General features: G+C 70.8%; 16 protein-coding genes. 15 read left to right on the plus strand and 1 reads right to left on the minus strand.

What is annotated here, in order from left to right; translation table 11 throughout:
• Positions 1–45: 45 nt before the first annotated feature.
• Positions 46–1041 (plus strand): glycosyltransferase family 2 protein, encoded by a 996-nt coding sequence (locus JR064_RS12595; protein ID WP_206229924.1) that lies wholly within the window; start codon positions 46–48, stop codon positions 1039–1041.
• On the plus strand, positions 1038–2888 hold the full coding sequence (locus JR064_RS12600) for a glycosyltransferase 87 family protein (protein ID WP_206229925.1): 1851 nt from the start codon (positions 1038–1040) through the stop codon (positions 2886–2888). The genes JR064_RS12595 and JR064_RS12600 overlap by 4 nt, the downstream gene beginning before the upstream one ends.
• A 284-nt stretch (positions 2889–3172) precedes the next feature.
• Here JR064_RS12600 and JR064_RS12605 read toward each other — a convergent pair whose 3' ends face one another.
• On the minus strand, positions 3173–3745 hold the full coding sequence (locus JR064_RS12605; protein WP_191825022.1) for a Maf family nucleotide pyrophosphatase: 573 nt from the start codon (positions 3743–3745) through the stop codon (positions 3173–3175).
• Positions 3746–3869: 124 nt separating this feature from the next.
• Here JR064_RS12605 and JR064_RS12610 point away from each other — a divergent pair, with 124 nt between their 5' ends.
• The 13 genes from JR064_RS12610 to JR064_RS12670 all read left to right on the plus strand — a co-directional run bounded on the left by JR064_RS12610 (position 3870) and on the right by JR064_RS12670 (position 15187).
• Entirely contained in the window at positions 3870–4379 is a 510-nt protein-coding gene (locus JR064_RS12610; protein WP_179570660.1) for a YceD family protein, read from the plus strand.
• A gap of 104 nt (positions 4380–4483) precedes the next feature.
• Positions 4484–4678 carry a 50S ribosomal protein L32 gene (rpmF, locus tag JR064_RS12615; RefSeq protein WP_009608206.1) on the plus strand — a complete coding sequence of 65 codons (195 nt, stop codon included), beginning with the start codon at positions 4484–4486 and terminating at the stop codon, positions 4676–4678.
• A 96-nt stretch (positions 4679–4774) separates the two neighbouring features.
• Positions 4775–5758 carry a beta-ketoacyl-ACP synthase III gene (locus JR064_RS12620; RefSeq protein WP_179570661.1) on the plus strand — a complete coding sequence of 328 codons (984 nt, stop codon included), beginning with the start codon at positions 4775–4777 and terminating at the stop codon, positions 5756–5758.
• 221 nt (positions 5759–5979) lie between these two features.
• A complete protein-coding gene (locus tag JR064_RS12625) occupies positions 5980–6639 on the plus strand; it encodes a glutathione S-transferase family protein (RefSeq protein WP_206229926.1) in 660 nt (219 codons plus the stop codon).
• Positions 6640–6767: 128 nt separating this feature from the next.
• Positions 6768–7712, plus strand: coding sequence for an ACP S-malonyltransferase (fabD, locus tag JR064_RS12630; protein WP_206229927.1), 945 nt, complete (start codon positions 6768–6770; stop codon positions 7710–7712).
• 88 nt (positions 7713–7800) lie between these two features.
• Complete coding sequence (fabG, locus tag JR064_RS12635; RefSeq protein WP_179570664.1) at positions 7801–8544, plus strand: 3-oxoacyl-ACP reductase FabG; 744 nt, start codon at positions 7801–7803, stop codon at positions 8542–8544.
• Between the two features lie 153 nt (positions 8545–8697).
• Entirely contained in the window at positions 8698–8937 is a 240-nt protein-coding gene (gene acpP / locus JR064_RS12640; RefSeq protein ID WP_046981398.1) for an acyl carrier protein, read from the plus strand.
• 129 nt (positions 8938–9066) lie between these two features.
• Positions 9067–10302 carry a beta-ketoacyl-ACP synthase II gene (gene fabF, locus JR064_RS12645; protein ID WP_206229928.1) on the plus strand — a complete coding sequence of 412 codons (1236 nt, stop codon included), beginning with the start codon at positions 9067–9069 and terminating at the stop codon, positions 10300–10302.
• A gap of 424 nt (positions 10303–10726) precedes the next feature.
• Complete coding sequence (locus JR064_RS12650) at positions 10727–12076, plus strand: aminodeoxychorismate synthase component I (RefSeq protein ID WP_206229929.1); 1350 nt, start codon at positions 10727–10729, stop codon at positions 12074–12076.
• A 75-nt stretch (positions 12077–12151) separates the two neighbouring features.
• Positions 12152–13213, plus strand: a complete 1062-nt coding sequence (gene mltG / locus JR064_RS12655; protein ID WP_425510300.1) for an endolytic transglycosylase MltG — start codon at positions 12152–12154, stop codon at positions 13211–13213.
• On the plus strand, positions 13210–13878 hold the full coding sequence (gene tmk / locus JR064_RS12660; RefSeq protein WP_206229931.1) for a dTMP kinase: 669 nt from the start codon (positions 13210–13212) through the stop codon (positions 13876–13878). Before mltG ends, tmk begins: the two co-directional genes overlap by 4 nt.
• Positions 13875–14837, plus strand: coding sequence for a DNA polymerase III subunit delta' (locus tag JR064_RS12665; protein ID WP_179570669.1), 963 nt, complete (start codon positions 13875–13877; stop codon positions 14835–14837). The genes tmk and JR064_RS12665 overlap by 4 nt, the downstream gene beginning before the upstream one ends.
• The gene (locus JR064_RS12670) at positions 14834–15187 is read left to right on the plus strand and encodes a PilZ domain-containing protein (protein WP_003468813.1); all 354 of its coding nucleotides are present in this window, start codon (positions 14834–14836) and stop codon (positions 15185–15187) included. Before JR064_RS12665 ends, JR064_RS12670 begins: the two co-directional genes overlap by 4 nt.
• Positions 15188–15246 lie beyond the last annotated feature (59 nt).

Below are 15246 nucleotides of genomic sequence, written 5' to 3' on the forward strand. Positions count from 1 at the left end.
ATGGCGCGCCTTTCCACGCCCGCCGCGCAGGACCGCCCACCGCCCATGCCGAGTCTTTCTGCTGCCCACGCCGCGGCCATGCCGCGGATCGCGGTGCTGGTTCCCTGCCACAACGAAGCGGCCACGATCGGCCAGGTCGTCGCCGCGTTCGCCGCGCAGTTGCCGACGGCGAGCATCCACGTGTTCGACAACAATTCCAGCGACGCCACCATCGCGCGGGCGCGCGCGGCCGGCGCGCAGGTGCGCGAAGTCGCACTGCAGGGCAAGGGCAACGTGGTGCGGCGCCTGTTCGCCGATGTCGATGCCGACGTGTACGTGCTGGTCGATGGCGATGCGACCTACGACGCGGCGATGGCGCCGGCGCTGATCGAGCGCCTGCTGCGCGATGGCCTGGACATGGTGGTCGGCGCGCGGCGCAGCGACGAGGCCGCCGCCTACCGCGCCGGGCACCGCGTCGGCAACGTGCTGCTGACCCGCTGCGTGAGCTTCCTGTTCGGGCGCAGTTTCGACGACATGCTGTCCGGCTACCGGGTGTTCTCGCGCCGCTACGTGAAGTCGTTTCCCGCCCATGCCGCCGGCTTCGAGACCGAGACCGAACTGGCGGTGCACGCGCTGCAGCTGCGCATGCCGGTGGCGGAAGTGGCCACGGCCTACGGCGCGCGGCCACAAGGCTCGCAGAGCAAGCTGCGCACCTGGCACGACGGCACCCGGATCCTGCTGACCATCCTGCGCCTGTTCAAGGCTGAGCGACCATTGCTGTTCTTCTCGCTGGGCTTCGGCGCCTGCGTGCTGCTGGCGCTGGGGCTGGCGGTGCCGCTGGTGCTCACCTACGCGCACACCGGCCTGGTGCCGCGCTTCCCGACCGCGATCCTGTGCTCGGCGCTGGTGCTGCTCGGCTTCCTGTTGCTGGCCTGCGGGCTGATCCTGGACACGGTGACCCGCGGCCGGGTCGAGGCCAAGCGCCTGGCTTATCTGGCGATCCCGGCGCTGCCGTTGCGGTCGCCGGCGGCGTCTCCCGCAGCCGAAGACGACGCCGCATGAGTGCTGCAAGCGCCGCAGTGCCCCATCCGAATCGCCGCCAGCGCCTGCTGCGCGCGCTGGATCGCCGCTTCGCCTTCCACAGCCGCGGCAACGTGATCGCCGCCGGCATCGCGGTCGCGCTGCTCGGCGGCCTGCTGTCGCTGCTGCTGGGCCAGGACGCCAACTGGGATCTGCGCAACTACCACCTGTACAACGGCTATGCCGCGCTGCACGGCCGCCTCGGCACGGACCTGGCGCCGGCGCAGCTGCAGAGCTACTTCAATCCGCTGCTGGACATGCTGCACTACGCGCTGATGACCGGCCTGCCGGCGCCGCTGGCGGGATTCGCGATGGGCGCGCTGCACGCGCTGGCGTTCCTGCTGCTGGCCGGCATCGCCTGGCAGGTGCTGAATCCGCGCCTGGACCGGGCGCGGCTGGCGCCGTGGCTGGCCCTGGCCGGCATGTGCAGCGCCGCGTTCCTGTCCGAATTCGCCGGCACCATGGCCGACAACAGCAGTGCGCTGCCGGTGCTGGGCGCGTTGCTGGCCGCGCTGCACGCGCAGCGCCGGCAACAGGCGGCCGGGCAGGGCGTGGCGATTGCGTGGTGGGCGCTGGCCGGTGCGTTGCTGGGCCTGGCGCTGGCCTGCAAGCTGACCAATGCGGCGTTCGCGCTCGCGCTGGGCGTGGCGGCGCTGGCCGCGGGCGGCCGCATGCGGCAACGCGTCGGCGGCGCCGCGGTACTGACCGCGGTCACCGTGCTCGGCTTCGCGGTCCTGGCCGGGCCGTGGTTGCTGGGCGTGTGGAAGGCCTTCGGCAACCCGCTGTTCCCGCAGTTCAACAGCCACTTCCTGGCGCCGCTGGCGCAGCCGGTGGCGCTCAGCGATACGCGTTGGCTGCCGCAGGGTTGGCTGCAGCGGCTGAGCTGGCCGCTGCACTTTTCGTTCGCGCCGAACCGGGTCAGCGAGGTCGCCTTGCGGCAGATTGTCTGGCCGTTGCTGTACCTGGTCGGCCTGGCCACACTGCTGCGGTTCGCGCTGCGCCGGCCACCCCGGCCCACGGCGGCCAGCGACGTGGTCGCGCCGGCGTGGCGCGCGCTGCTGGTGTTCTTCGTGGTCGCCTACCTGGCCTGGCAGTCGGTCTTCAGCATCCAGCGCTACCTGGTGGTGCCGGAGTTGCTGGCACCGCTGGTGCTGTGGGTCGGGCTGCGGCACTTGCTGCCGGCACGCATCGCCGCCCCGGCGGCGCGCTGGGCGCTGATCGCCTGCGCGCTGGTCGCGCTACAGGGCTGGGGCGACTGGGGCCACGAGCGCTGGGCGCGCGCGGCGTTCCGGGTGCAGGCGCCGAGCATGCCGCAGCCGGCGCGCAGCCTGGTGCTGCTGGTCGGCGACGTGCCGCAGTCGTGGCGCATCCCGTTCCTGCCGGCGCAGGCGGCGTACGCGTCGGTGGCGTCCAATTTCCCCGAATCGCCGGCCTACGCCGAGCGCGTGCAGGCGCTGCTGGCCGAACGCGGCCAGGGCTATGCGCTGTTGCCGGCGACGGTGGATCGCAACGTCGCGCGGTTGCAGCGGCTCAATGCGCTGGCTGCGCGGCTGGGCCTGGACCGGGGGCCGGACTGCCGGCTGATGCGGCGCCTGGCGCACCGGCCGGTACGCGCGGCGGTGACCGAGCGCGATGGCCGCTGCCAGTGGACGATCCTGCCGGAGCGGGCCATCGACATCGCCGCGGGCGATCGCGCGGCGCTGGCCCTGGCCGACCAGCAACTGGCCCGCTACGGCCTGGCCTTGCAGCTGGACACCTGCGCAGTCCACGAGTCCTGGGTCGGGCAGGCGCGCTTCCCCTACCAGTGGTGCCGCGTCGGCCGGCGTTGACGCCGGCCTCGCCGGGCTAGGGCGTGTCATCGATTCCCGAGTAGGTCGCGTTGGGTCTGTCAGGTCGCCAGCCGGCGCTGCGTGGCGCAGCGCCTGACTGGCGGTCAGGTCAAGCCGCGCGGCGCCGGCTGGCGGCCTGACAGGCGCAACCCGCAGGGCCGCTCTTGTGCGCCTTCGGCGCTACGTCATCGCGCGGGCGAAACCATCCTCCATACCTTCCCGCTCTTGCTTGCCTCGTGCACCCACAAGAGCGGCGCGATCTGCTCGGGGATCGATGGCGCGCCCTAGGGCAGCACGTAGCCGGCCTCGCGCAGCAGCCCGGCCAGGCCGATCAGCGGCAGCCCGACCAGCGCGGTCGGGTCCTGGCTGTGGATCGCGCTGAACAGGCTGATGCCCAGGCCTTCGCACTTGAAGCTGCCGGCGCAGTCCAGCGGCTGCTCGGCGGCGACGTAGCGGGCGATCTCCTCGGCCTGCAGCACGCGGAAGCGCACTTCGGTCAGGTCGCACAGCTGCAGCGCCCGCTCGCCGTGCAGCAGGCACACCGCGGTATGGAAGCGCACGCTGCGCCCGGACATCGCCGCCAGCTGCGCCTGCGCGGCCTCGGCATGGCCGGGCTTGCCCAGCGGCTGGCCGTCGAGTTCGGCGACCTGGTCGGAGCCGATCACCCAGGCATCGGCGGCGCCGGCGGCCACTGCCGCGGCCTTGGCCCGCGCCAGGCGCTGTGCCAGCGCCAGCGGCGCTTCCCCGGGCAGTGGCGTCTCCTCGACCTGCGGGCGGGCGCTGTCGAACGGCAGGCGCAGGCGCTGCAGCAGCTCGCGGCGGTAGACGGAGGTGGAGGCCAGGATCAGGCGCGGCATCGGCGGTCGGGCAGGGCGGCGCGGGCGCCGGGGCCGGCAGTCTGCGGCGCTGCGTGCGGCCGGGCAAGCAGGAGGACAGGACGGTTTGACAGAGCCTGTCCTAGTCCTTAACATTCTGCGGCTTATGTCCGCGAACGTGCCCGAACTGTTGGATGCCTGGCGGATGGTCGCAGCGCGCAGGGTCTTCGAAGACCGCCTGCCGCTCTCGGCGATGACCCGTCTGCAAGGCAGCCTGGCCGATACCGAAGGCGAATGCCGCTACACGCTGGAATTCGGCCGCGACGCTGTACTGCAAGTGTCCTACGTCGAACTGACGCTCGAAACCGAGCTGCCGCTGATCTGTCAGCGCAGCCTGCAGCGCTTCCTGCTGCCGGTGTCCAGCGTACAGCGGCTGGGACTGATCCGCAGCGAGGCCGAAGAGGCCGCGCTGCCGCCGGATTACGAGGCCTTGCTGGTGCCGGACGACGGCATGCTGCGGCCCGCCGATCTGGTCGAGGACGAGTTGGTGCTGGCGGTTCCGCTGGTGCCGGTGGCGCCCGGAAGCGAGGCGGTCGAACAGGACTGGCCGGCGACCGAGGAAGAGGTGAGCAAGGCCAACCCGTTCGCGGCGTTGGCGGCGCTGAAGAAACAGTAGCGGTCGGCCCGCCGGCGCGCTGCCTTGAAGGTTGTTGCCGGACGCGCGCGTCCTGCGCGACGTAATGACGACAGATGTAAACGAACCGAGTTTGGAGCAATCCCATGGCTGTGCAGAAATCCCGTGTCACCCCGTCCCGCCGCGGCCAGCGCCGTTCGCACGACGCCCTCAGCGCCAAGCAGCTGTCGACCGACCCGACCAGCGGCGAGATCCACCTGCGCCACCACATCACCGCCGACGGCTACTACCGCGGCAAGAAGGTGATCGCCACCAAGACCTCGCAGGTCGAAGAAGATTGATCCGTGCCCGTCCCTCGCGCCGCGGCGGACGGAGTCACCCATCTTCACAGGCCGCGCCCGTGCGGGCGGCCTGCGTAACAGGCAACAGGAATCAGCATGAGCAAGCGGATCTATTCCAGGATCGCGGGCACCGGTAGCTATTTGCCTGAAAAAGTGTTGACCAACGACGATCTGTCGCACATGGTCGATACCAGCGACGAATGGATCCGCAGCCGTACCGGCATCCGCGAGCGGCACATCGCCGCGCCGGGCCAGACCGCCGGCGACCTCGGCTACGAAGCCGCGTTGAAGGCGATCGAGGCGGCCGGTATCGAGGTCGCCGCGCTCGACATGATCGTCGTCGGCACCACCACCCCGGATCTGATCTTCCCGTCCACCGCCTGCCTGATCCAGGCACGGCTGGGTGCGGTCGGTTGCGCCGCGCTTGACGTCAACGCCGCCTGTTCGGGCTTCGTCTATGCGCTCAGCGTGGCCGACAAGTTCATCCGCTGCGGCGACGCCAAGACCGTGCTGGTGATCGGCACCGAGACCCTCAGCCGCATCGTCGACTGGACCGAGCGCACCACCTGCGTGCTGTTCGGCGACGGTGCCGGCGCGGTGGTCCTGCGCGCCGACGAAGACACCGGCATCCTCAGCACCCACCTGCACGCCGACGGCAGCAAGAAGGAACTGCTGTGGAATCCGGTCGGCATCTCCACCGGGCTCGGCGACGGCACCGGCGACGCCTCCGCCGGCGGCATCCAGATGAAGGGCAGCGAGGTGTTCAAGTACGCGGTCAAGGCGCTGGACGCGGTGGTCGACGAGACCCTCGATGCCAACGGCCTGAACAAGGGCGACCTGGACTGGCTGATCCCGCACCAGGCCAACCTACGCATCATCGAAGCCACCGCCAAGCGCCTGGAACTGTCGATGGACCAGGTGGTGGTGACGGTGGACATGCACGGCAACACCTCGTCCGCCTCGGTGCCGATGGCGCTGGACGTGGCGGTGCGTTCCGGCCGCGTGCAGCGCGGCCAGCTGCTGCTGCTGGAAGCCTTCGGTGGCGGCTTCACCTGGGGCTCGGCGCTGCTGCGCTACTGATCGTCGCGCGGGCGCCCGCCGCCCGCGCCACCGCGTCTCCTGTCCTGCAAGACACCTGCGCGCCCGGCCGGCGCTCCGCCGGGCGCGGGGCTGTGGTCGCGCGGTTCCGTGCCCGCGGCCGTGTGCGCCATCCATGCATGTCGATTTCCGTCTCCGCCGAGCGTCGTCAGGACAGCAGCGCCTCCGCGCCTGCTCCGGTCTTCACTTCGAGGTGTACGACGATGTCATTGACGCTCTATGCCCATCCATTCTCGTCCTACTGCCAGAAAGTCCTGGTCGCGCTGTACGAGAACGGCACGCCGTTCGCGTATCGCCAGCTGGCCGGCGGCGACCCGCAGCCCATGGCCGAACTGGGCGCACGCTGGCCACTGAAACGCTTTCCGCTGCTGGTGGACGCCGGCCGCAGCGTCGCCGAGGCGACGATCATCATCGAGCATCTGGCCTTGCACCATCCCGGGCCGGTGCCGTTGCTGCCGGCCGATCCGCGCGCGGCGCTGGAGGTCCGCTTCATGGACCGCTTCTTCGACAACTACCTCGCCACGCCGCAGCAGAAGATCGTGGCCGATCGCCTGAAGCCGGAGGGCGAGCGCGATCCGCGCGGCGTGGCCGATGCGCGCGCCACGCTCGACACCGCGTATGCGTGGCTGGATCGGACCATGGCCGGCCGGACCTGGGCCGCCGGCGAGGACTTCAGCCTGGCCGATTGCGCGGCGGCGCCGTTCCTGTTCTATGCGGACTGGACGCATCGCATCGCCGCCTCGTTCGCGCATGTCCGCGCGTATCGCGCGTGCTTGCTGGCGCGCGCCGCGTTCGCCCGCGCCGTGGACGAGGCGCGGCCGTATCGCGGCCTGTTCCCGCTCGGCGCGCCCGACCGCGATTGAGCGTTTCCGGCAGCGCCCGCGCCTGGCGCGGCGCCGGCGTTGCTGCAGGCGCACATACGCCCGGGTACAGACGCACGGCCGGTTTCGCCCTTATCATCGCCGCTCGTTTTTCGCTGTTGGGCATTTCAGTGACCGATTCCACACTCGCCTTCGTTTTCCCCGGCCAGGGTTCGCAGTCGCTGGGCATGCTGGCCGAACTGTCCGAACTGCACCCGCAGCTGCGCGACAGCTTCGTCGAGGCCTCCGACGGCGCCGGCGTCGACCTGTGGGCGCTGACCCAGGGCGGCCCCGAGGAAATGCTCAACCGCACCGAATACACCCAGCCGGCGCTGCTGGCGGCGAGCGTGGCGCTGTGGCGGCTGTGGCTGGCCCAGGGCGGCGCGCGGCCGGCGTTGCTGGCCGGGCACAGCCTGGGCGAATACAGCGCGCTGGTCGCGGCCGGTGCGCTGTCGCTGCACGACGGCGCGCACCTGGTGCGCCTGCGCGGCCAGTTGATGCAGGACGCGGCCCCGGCCGGGGTCGGCGCGATGGCCGCGGTGATCGGCGCCGAGGACGCGCTGGTCGAGGAGGTCTGCGCGCAGGCCGCCGGCAGCCAGGTGGTGGTCCCGGCCAACTACAACTCGCCCGGCCAGGTGGTGATCGGCGGCGACGCGGCGGCGGTCGACCGCGCGCTGGCGCTGCTGGCCGAGCGCGGCGTGCGCAAGACGGTGAAGCTGGCGGTCAGCGTGCCCTCGCACACGCCGCTGATGCGCGAGGCGGCCAACCGCCTGGCCGAGGCGATGCGCGGCATGGCCTGGCACGCGCCGCAGCTGCCGGTGGTGCAGAACGTGGATGCGCAGGTGCACGACGGCATCGATGCGATCCGCCAGGCGCTGGTCGAGCAGTTGTACCTGCCGGTGCGCTGGACCGGCTGCGTGCAGGCGCTGGCCGCGCGCGGCGCCACCCGCGTGGCCGAATGCGGCCCGGGCAAGGTGCTGACCGGGCTGATCAAGCGCATCGACAAGTCGCTGGACGGGCGCGCGCTGGCCACCCCGGCCGACTTCGCCACCGCGCTCGAGACCTGGGCTGCCTGATCCCGCTGCCGCGCGCGGGCGCTTGCGCCCGCGGCGGCGGCCCTTCCCGCGGCGCTTCGCGCGCCGTCCTTCCCCCAAGGAACAGCAGATGAGCAAGCCATTGCAGGGCGAGATCGCCCTGGTCACCGGCGCCAGCCGCGGCATCGGCGCGGCCATCGCCGACACCCTGGCCGCGCAGGGCGCCACCGTCATCGGCACCGCCACCTCCGCCTCCGGCGCGCAGGCGATCGGCGAGCGGATGGCCGCCAACGGCGGTCACGGCCGCGCGCTGGACGTCACCGACCCGGCCGCGGTCGAGGCGCTGATCGAGGCGATCGGCAAGGAATTCGGCGCGGTCTCGATCCTGGTCAACAACGCCGGCATCACCCGCGACAACCTGCTGATGCGGATGAAGGAAGAGGACTGGCAGGCGATCATCGACACCAACCTGACCAGCGTGTTCCGCACCTCCAAGGCGGTGCTGCGCGGCATGATGAAGGCGCGCAAGGGCCGCATCGTCAACATCGCCTCGGTGGTCGGCGTGACCGGCAATCCGGGCCAGGCCAACTACGCCGCGGCCAAGGCCGGGATCATCGCCTTCTCCAAGTCGATGGCCAAGGAAATCGGCTCGCGCGGCATCACCGTCAACGTGGTCGCGCCGGGCTTCATCGACACCGACATGACCAAGGCCCTGCCCGAGGCGCAGCGCACCGCGCTGCTGGAGCAGATCGCGCTGGGCCAGCTCGGCCAGCCGGCCGACATCGCCAACGCGGTGGCGTTCCTGGTCGGCCCCGGGGCCGGCTACATCACCGGAGAGACCCTGCATGTGAACGGCGGGATGTACATGCCATAAGCCTGCGGCGCAAGGACTGCGCCTAAGTGGCTGATCGATGGGCGTTTGTGCAGCGATGCAAGCGCCGGGCGGTTTCCACTACACTATCCAACGCGGCCATCGCAGCCCGATGGCGTTTCGAACCACCACTACTCCATCTGGAGCGATATCCCAATGAGCACCATCGAAGAACGCGTCAAGAAAATCGTCGTCGAACAACTCGGCGTCAAGGAAGAAGAAGTCACCAACAGCGCATCGTTCGTCGATGACCTCGGTGCCGACTCGCTGGACACCGTCGAGCTGGTGATGGCGCTGGAAGAAGAGTTCGAGTGCGAAATTCCGGACGAAGAAGCCGAGAAGATCACCTCGGTGCAGCAGGCCATCGACTACGTCAAGGCGCACGTCAAGAGCTGATGCTCCGTTCTCGATCGCGATCGGCGCCTGCGTGGGTCCGGTCCGCGTGACAATCCCATGGGGCCGCGCATGCGGCCCTGTGTTTTTACAGCGTCAACGCCGCGCGCATCGCGGCGAGGAGATTTCGCAATGAGCCGTCGCGTCGTCGTAACCGGCATGGGCCTGGTATCGCCGTTGGGCAATGACCTGGCCAGCAGTTGGGAAGGAATCGTCAACGGGCGTTCCGGCATCGGCCCGATCACCCAGATCGATGCGTCGCAGTTCACCACCAAGATCGCCGGCGAGATCAAGGATTTCGATCCGACCAAGTTCGTGTCGGTCAAGGACGCCAAGAAGATGGATTCGTTCATCCACTACGGCGTCGGCGCCTCGTTCATGGCGCTGGACGATTCCGGCCTGGTGATCGACGAAAGCAACGCCGAGCGCATCGGTGCGATCCTCGGCTCGGGCATCGGCGGCCTGCTCGGCATCGAGGAGCAGACCATCAAATTCCACGAGGGCGGCGCGCGCAAGATCTCGCCGTTCTACGTGCCCAGCACCATCATCAACATGCTCCCCGGGCAGGTGAGCCTGATCAAGGGCCTGAAGGGCCCGACCTTCTCGGCGGTCTCGGCCTGCGCCACCTCCAACCATTCGATCGGCACCGCGCTGCGCATGATCCAGCACGGCGATGCCGACGTGATGCTGGCCGGCGGCGCCGAGCGCGGCTCCTCGCCGACCTCGGTCGGCGGCTTCTGCTCGATGAAGGCGATGTCCACCCGCAACGACGATCCCGCCGCCGCCTCGCGGCCGTGGGACAAGGGCCGCGACGGCTTCGTGCTCGGCGACGGCGCCGGCGTGCTGGTGCTGGAAGAGTACGAACACGCCAAGGCGCGCGGCGCGCGAATCTATGCCGAACTGGTCGGCTTCGGCGCCAGCTCCGACGCGTTCCACATGACCGCCCCGAGCGAGGACGGCGAAGGCGCCGCGCGCAGCATGCTGGCGGCGATCAAGGACGCCAAGCTCAACACCGACCAGATCGACTACCTCAACGCGCACGGCACCTCCACGCCGCTGGGCGATCTGGCCGAGACCCTGGCGATGAAGCGCGCGCTGGGCGACCACGCCTACAAGACCATGGTCAGCTCGACCAAGTCGATGACCGGGCACCTGCTCGGCGCGGCCGGCGGCGCCGAGGCGATCTTCTCGGTGATGGCGCTGCACACCGGCATCATCCCGCCGACGATCAACCTGGAAGAGCCGAGCGAAGGCTGCGACCTGGACTACGTGCCGAACGTGGCGCGCGAGAAGAAGATCGACGTGGCGATGTCCAATGGGTTCGGCTTCGGCGGGACCAACGGGACCTTGGTGTTCAAGCGGATGTGATTGAGCCGGGATTGGGGAGTGGGGATTCGGGATTGGCAAGAGCTGGAGCCGTCCCGGTTCCTCTCGCGATCCGCGCTTCGTTTGTTTGTCGGTCTGCCAAGACGCCTGGTGGTGCGGATGCTTCTGGGGTCGCGCGTTGTCCGGTACGCGCGATGACGCGCCTGCAGCGCTGAGGCGTGGTCCGCACGCGCCAGCGCTCTGGCGGCGCGCGTCGCCAGGTCAATTGCAGTCGCGGTGGTGCCGGATAGGCGTCGTGTAGCCTGGCGGTTTGCTGCGGTGACGGCGCCGGTTCGTTCTATCGCATGCTGCAGCACGCCAGTGCCAGGCGCTTCGCGCGGTAGCGGGTTGTAGGCGCCGATCGTTCGCATGGAGCAGGGCACCGCCGCCTGCGTCCGCATCACCTCCATCTTCCACCGGGTCTTCGATGCTGCGTACCGTTCCCCTGCCGGCCGACACCGATCTGCTGGCGCTGCATCGCCTGGCGCCGCAGCGCTATCCGTTGCTGCTGGAATCGGCGGCGTCGGGGACCGCGCAGGGCCGCTGGGACCTGTTGCTGATCGCCGGCGGCGAGGGCCTGCGCCTGGACCGCGATGGCGTCACCCGCGACCTGCGCGGCGCGGTTGTCGAGGGCGATTTCCTGGCCGCGCTGGACGCGCACTGGCAGGCCGAACGCTGCGCGCGCGACGAACCGCGCTGGCCGTTCCGCGGCGGCTGGGCGCTGCTGCTGGACTACGAACTGGCGGCGCAGGTCGAGCCGGTGCTGCAGTTGCCGCAGGGGCAGGCGGCGGCGCCGGTCGCGCTGGCGTTGCGCTGCCCGGCCGCGCTGCTGCGCGACCATGCCAGCGGCGAGTGCGTGGCGCTGGCGGAAACCGCACGGGCAGGGCTGCTGGACCAACTGCTCGCCGATCTGCAGGCCGTGCCGGCCGCCGCGCCGCTGCCGGCCTGGACCCCGCCGCTGGCGATCGACGAAGACCCGCCGCAGCGCTTCGTCGATGGCGTGCGCCGCATCCTCGACTACCTGCGCGCCGGCGACGTGTTCCAGGTCAACCTGTCGCGGCGCTGGTCGGCGCGCTTCGCCGCCGCGCTGGATCCGGCTGCGCTGTACGCGCAGCTGCGCCGCGCCAATCCGGCGCCGTTCGCCGGCCTGTTCGCCGGCCACGGCCGCGCGGTGGTCAGTTCCTCGCCGGAACGGCTGGTATCGGTGCGCGGCGACGTGGTCGAGACCCGGCCGATCGCCGGCACCCGTCCGCGCGCGCCCGGCGACGACGAGGCCGCGCGCATCCGCGAGCTGGTCGGGCACCCCAAGGAACGCGCCGAGCACGTGATGCTGATCGACCTGGAGCGCAACGACCTGGGCCGGGTCTGCGCGCCGGGCAGCGTCGAGGTCGACGAGCTGATGACGGTGGAGAGCTACGCCCACGTGCACCACATCGTCAGCAACGTGCGCGGGCGGCTGCGCGCCGGGGTCAGCCCCGGCGACGTGATCCGCGCCACCTTCCCCGGCGGCACCATCACCGGCTGCCCCAAGGTGCGCTGCATGCAGATCATCGCCGAGCTGGAACAGACTCCGCGCGGCGCCTACACCGGCGCGTTCGGCTGGCTCAACCGCGACGGCGACATGGACCTGAACATCCTGATCCGCACCGCCGAAGTGGACGGCGCGCAGGCGCATTTCCGCACCGGCGCCGGCATCGTGGTCGACTCGCAGCCCGAGCGCGAACTCGACGAAACCCGGGCCAAGGCGCGCGGCCTGCTGCGCGCGCTGGAACCGTGAGCGGCACGGTCGCGATACCGGCCGATGCCGGCCGCGCGGTATCCTGCACCCCGTTGAATTCGCTTCGAGGTGGTCGTGTCTTGGGCTAAACGCGGGTGTCTGACCCTGCTGGCGGCATTGCTGGTGCTTGCGCTGCTGGCCGCCGCGGCCGGCGCGTGGTGGTGGCAGGGCTATCGCGCCTTCTCCGACCAGCCGCTGCGCGCGGCGCAGCCCAGCGTGGAGGTGGCACGCGGCGATTCGTTCAACGGCGTGCTGCGCAAGTTGCGTGCGGCCGGGGTCGAACAGGGCAGCAACCTGCAGTGGCAACTGCTGGCGCGCCAGCTCGATGCCGCCGGCAAGCTCAAGGTCGGCGAATACGCGCTGCAGCCGGCGCTGACGCCGCGCGAACTGCTGATCCGCATGCGCAAGGGCCAGGTGATCCACTACCGCTTCACCATCGTCGAAGGCTGGAACATCCGCCAGCTGCGCGCGGCGCTGAACGCGGCCACGCCGCTGCGCCACGTCGCCACCGAGCTCAGCGACAGCGAACTGATGGCCAAGCTCGGCCAGCCCGGGCAGCACCCGGAAGGCCGCTTCCTGCCGGAGACCTACCTGTACCAGCGCGAGGACAGCGATCTGGACGTGCTGCAGCGCGCCCATGCGGCGATGGACAAGGCGCTGGCCGAGGCCTGGGATGCGCGCGCCGACGGGCTGCCGCTGCAGTCGCCGGAGCAGGCGCTGACCCTGGCCTCGATCGTGGAGAAGGAAACCGGTCTGGCCGCCGAGCGGCCGCAGATCGCCGGCGTGTTCGTGCGCCGCCTGCAGCAGGGCATGAAGCTGCAGACCGATCCGACCGTGATCTACGGCATCGGCAGCGCCTACGACGGCAACATCCGCAAACGCGACCTGGAAACCGATACCCCGTACAACACCTACACCCGCAGCGGCCTGCCGCCGACCCCGATCGCCATGCCCGGCCGCGATGCGCTGCGCGCGGCGACCAATCCGGCGCCCGGCGACAGCCTGTACTTCGTCGCGGTCGGCGACGGCAGCGGCGCGCACGTGTTTTCCGCCAGCTATGCCGAGCACACCGCGGCGGTGGCGCGCTATCTGCAGCGCTTGCGCCAGGCGCGCAGCGGCGCGGCGGTGACGCCATGAGCGAGGCCGTGCTGCGCCACCATCGCTTCGTCAGCCTGGAAGGCGGCGAGGGCGCCGGCAAGACCACCGCGATCAACGCGATCCGCGACTGGTTGCAGGCGCAGGGCCACGAGGTGGTGCTGACCCGCGAGCCCGGCGGCACCCCGCTGGCCGAACGCATCCGCGAGCTGCTGCTCAACAACGCGCCGGCGCTGCAGCCGGCCGAGCCGCTGGCCGCCGAGACCGAACTGCTGCTGGTGTTCGCCGCGCGCGCCCAGCATGTGCGCGAGGTGATCCGTCCGGCGCTGCAGCGCGGCGCCTACGTGGTCAGCGACCGCTTCACCGATTCCAGCTACGCCTACCAGGGCGAAGGCCGCGGCCTGGACCGAGCCTGGATCGCCGACCTGGAGCGGCGCGCGGTCGGCCTGCAGCCGGGCCTGACCCTGCTGCTGGACCTGGACGTGCAGATCGGCCGCGCCCGCACCAGCGGCCGCGACCTGTGGCCGGACCGGATCGAGAGCGAGCAGGACGATTTCTTCCAGCGCGTGCGGGCCGGCTTCCGCCAGCGCGCCGCGCAGGACCCGCAGCGCTTCCGCACCATCGACGCCAGCCAGCCGCCGAAGGCGGTGGCGCAGGACGTGGCCGCGGCGCTGGCGGCCTGGGTGCGGCAGGGGGGCACGCCATGAGCGAGCTGCCCTTCGCGCCCTGGCAGCAGCGCGCCTACGAGCAGACCGTGGCCGCGCTCGACGCCGGCCGGCTCGGCCACGGCCTGCTGATCTGCGGCCCGGACGGCCTGGGCAAGCGCGCGGTGGCGCTGAAGCTGGCCGCGCACGTGCTCGGCCAGGGCGAGCCGGCCGCCAACCTGCGCAGCGCGCAGCTGATCGCCGCCGGCACCCATCCCGACCTGCAGCTGATCTCGTTCATTCCCAACCGCACCGGCGACAAGCTGCGCACCGAGATCGTCATCGAACAGGTGCGCGAGATCTCGCAGAAACTGTCGCTGACCCCGCAGTACGGCGTCGCCCAGGTGGTGGTGGTGGACCCGGCCGACGCGATCAACCGCGCCGCCTGCAACGCCCTGCTCAAGACCCTGGAGGAGCCGCAGCCCGGCCGCTACCTGTGGCTGATCAGCGCGCAGCCGGCGCGGCTGCCGGCGACGATCCGCAGCCGCTGCCAGCGCCTGGAATTCAAGCTGCCGCCGGCCGACGAGGCGATCGCCTGGCTGCTGGCACAGGAGTTCCCGGAAAAGACCGCGCGCGAAGCGCTGGCCGCCGCGCGCGGCCATCCCGGCCTGGCCGCGCAGTGGCTGCGCGAGGACGGCCTGAAGCTGCGCCGGCAGGTGGCCGCGGACCTGGAGCAGGTCGCCGCGGGCAAGCTGGGCACGGTCGAGGCGGCACAGCGCTGGAGCGCCGACGGCTTCGCCGAGCAGCGCCTGGGCCATGCCGCCGACCTGGCGCTGGCGCAGGCCTCGCAGGCCGGCTTGACCGACCCGGCGCGATTGCACAAGCTGGCCACCTGGTTCGACGCAGCCAACCGCACCCGCGACCTGCTGCGCACCACCGTCCGTGGCGACCTGGCCATCGCGGAACTGTTGTTGGCCTGGCGCGATGGCGATCGCCCGGTCCGGAGAGGGGGACAACGATGAGTGCGATGAGCGGACGCCAGGGCATCCTGTCGCTGGCGGTGAAGGACAAGGCGGCGCTGTACAACGCGTATATGCCGTTCGTGAAGAACGGCGGCATCTTCGTGCCCACGCCCAAGCGCTATTTCCTGGGCGACGAAGTGTTTCTGCTGCTGACCCTGCCCGATTCCAGCGAGCGCCTGCCGGTGGCCGGCAAGGTGATCTGGGTGACCCCGATGGGCGCGCAGGGCAACCGCACCGCCGGCATCGGCGTGCAGCTGCCGGACAACAGCGAAGGCGAGACCATCCGCAACAAGATCGAGACCCAGCTGGCCGGCACCCTCAACGCCGACAAGCCCACCCAGACCATGTAGCGGCCGCGCCGGCACGGCCTCCGCGTAGGACCGTTGACGCCAGCCACGACAGCCCTATA

The sequence above is a fragment of the Xanthomonas bonasiae genome (assembly GCF_017163705.1).
Taxonomy (GTDB): Bacteria; Pseudomonadota; Gammaproteobacteria; order Xanthomonadales; family Xanthomonadaceae; genus Xanthomonas_A; species Xanthomonas_A bonasiae.

Excerpts from the sequence above, each read along its gene's own strand:
- JR064_RS12625 (WP_206229926.1), top strand. The coding sequence starts at position 5,980 with ATGTCATTGACGCTCTATGCCCATCCATTCTCGTCCTACTGCCAGAAA.
- fabF (WP_206229928.1), top strand. The coding sequence starts at position 9,067 with ATGAGCCGTCGCGTCGTCGTAACCGGCATGGGCCTGGTATCGCCGTTG.
- JR064_RS12595 (WP_206229924.1), top strand. The coding sequence starts at position 46 with ATGCCGAGTCTTTCTGCTGCCCACGCCGCGGCCATGCCGCGGATCGCG.
- JR064_RS12600 (WP_206229925.1), top strand. The coding sequence starts at position 1,038 with ATGAGTGCTGCAAGCGCCGCAGTGCCCCATCCGAATCGCCGCCAGCGC.
- JR064_RS12670 (WP_003468813.1), top strand. The coding sequence starts at position 14,834 with ATGAGTGCGATGAGCGGACGCCAGGGCATCCTGTCGCTGGCGGTGAAG.
- JR064_RS12650 (WP_206229929.1), top strand. The coding sequence starts at position 10,727 with ATGCTGCGTACCGTTCCCCTGCCGGCCGACACCGATCTGCTGGCGCTG.
- fabG (WP_179570664.1), top strand. The coding sequence starts at position 7,801 with ATGAGCAAGCCATTGCAGGGCGAGATCGCCCTGGTCACCGGCGCCAGC.
- JR064_RS12665 (WP_179570669.1), top strand. The coding sequence starts at position 13,875 with ATGAGCGAGCTGCCCTTCGCGCCCTGGCAGCAGCGCGCCTACGAGCAG.
- JR064_RS12610 (WP_179570660.1), top strand. The coding sequence starts at position 3,870 with ATGTCCGCGAACGTGCCCGAACTGTTGGATGCCTGGCGGATGGTCGCA.
- rpmF (WP_009608206.1), top strand. The coding sequence starts at position 4,484 with ATGGCTGTGCAGAAATCCCGTGTCACCCCGTCCCGCCGCGGCCAGCGC.
- acpP (WP_046981398.1), top strand. The coding sequence starts at position 8,698 with ATGAGCACCATCGAAGAACGCGTCAAGAAAATCGTCGTCGAACAACTC.
- JR064_RS12620 (WP_179570661.1), top strand. The coding sequence starts at position 4,775 with ATGAGCAAGCGGATCTATTCCAGGATCGCGGGCACCGGTAGCTATTTG.
- JR064_RS12605 (WP_191825022.1), bottom strand. The coding sequence starts at position 3,745 with ATGCCGCGCCTGATCCTGGCCTCCACCTCCGTCTACCGCCGCGAGCTG.
- tmk (WP_206229931.1), top strand. The coding sequence starts at position 13,210 with ATGAGCGAGGCCGTGCTGCGCCACCATCGCTTCGTCAGCCTGGAAGGC.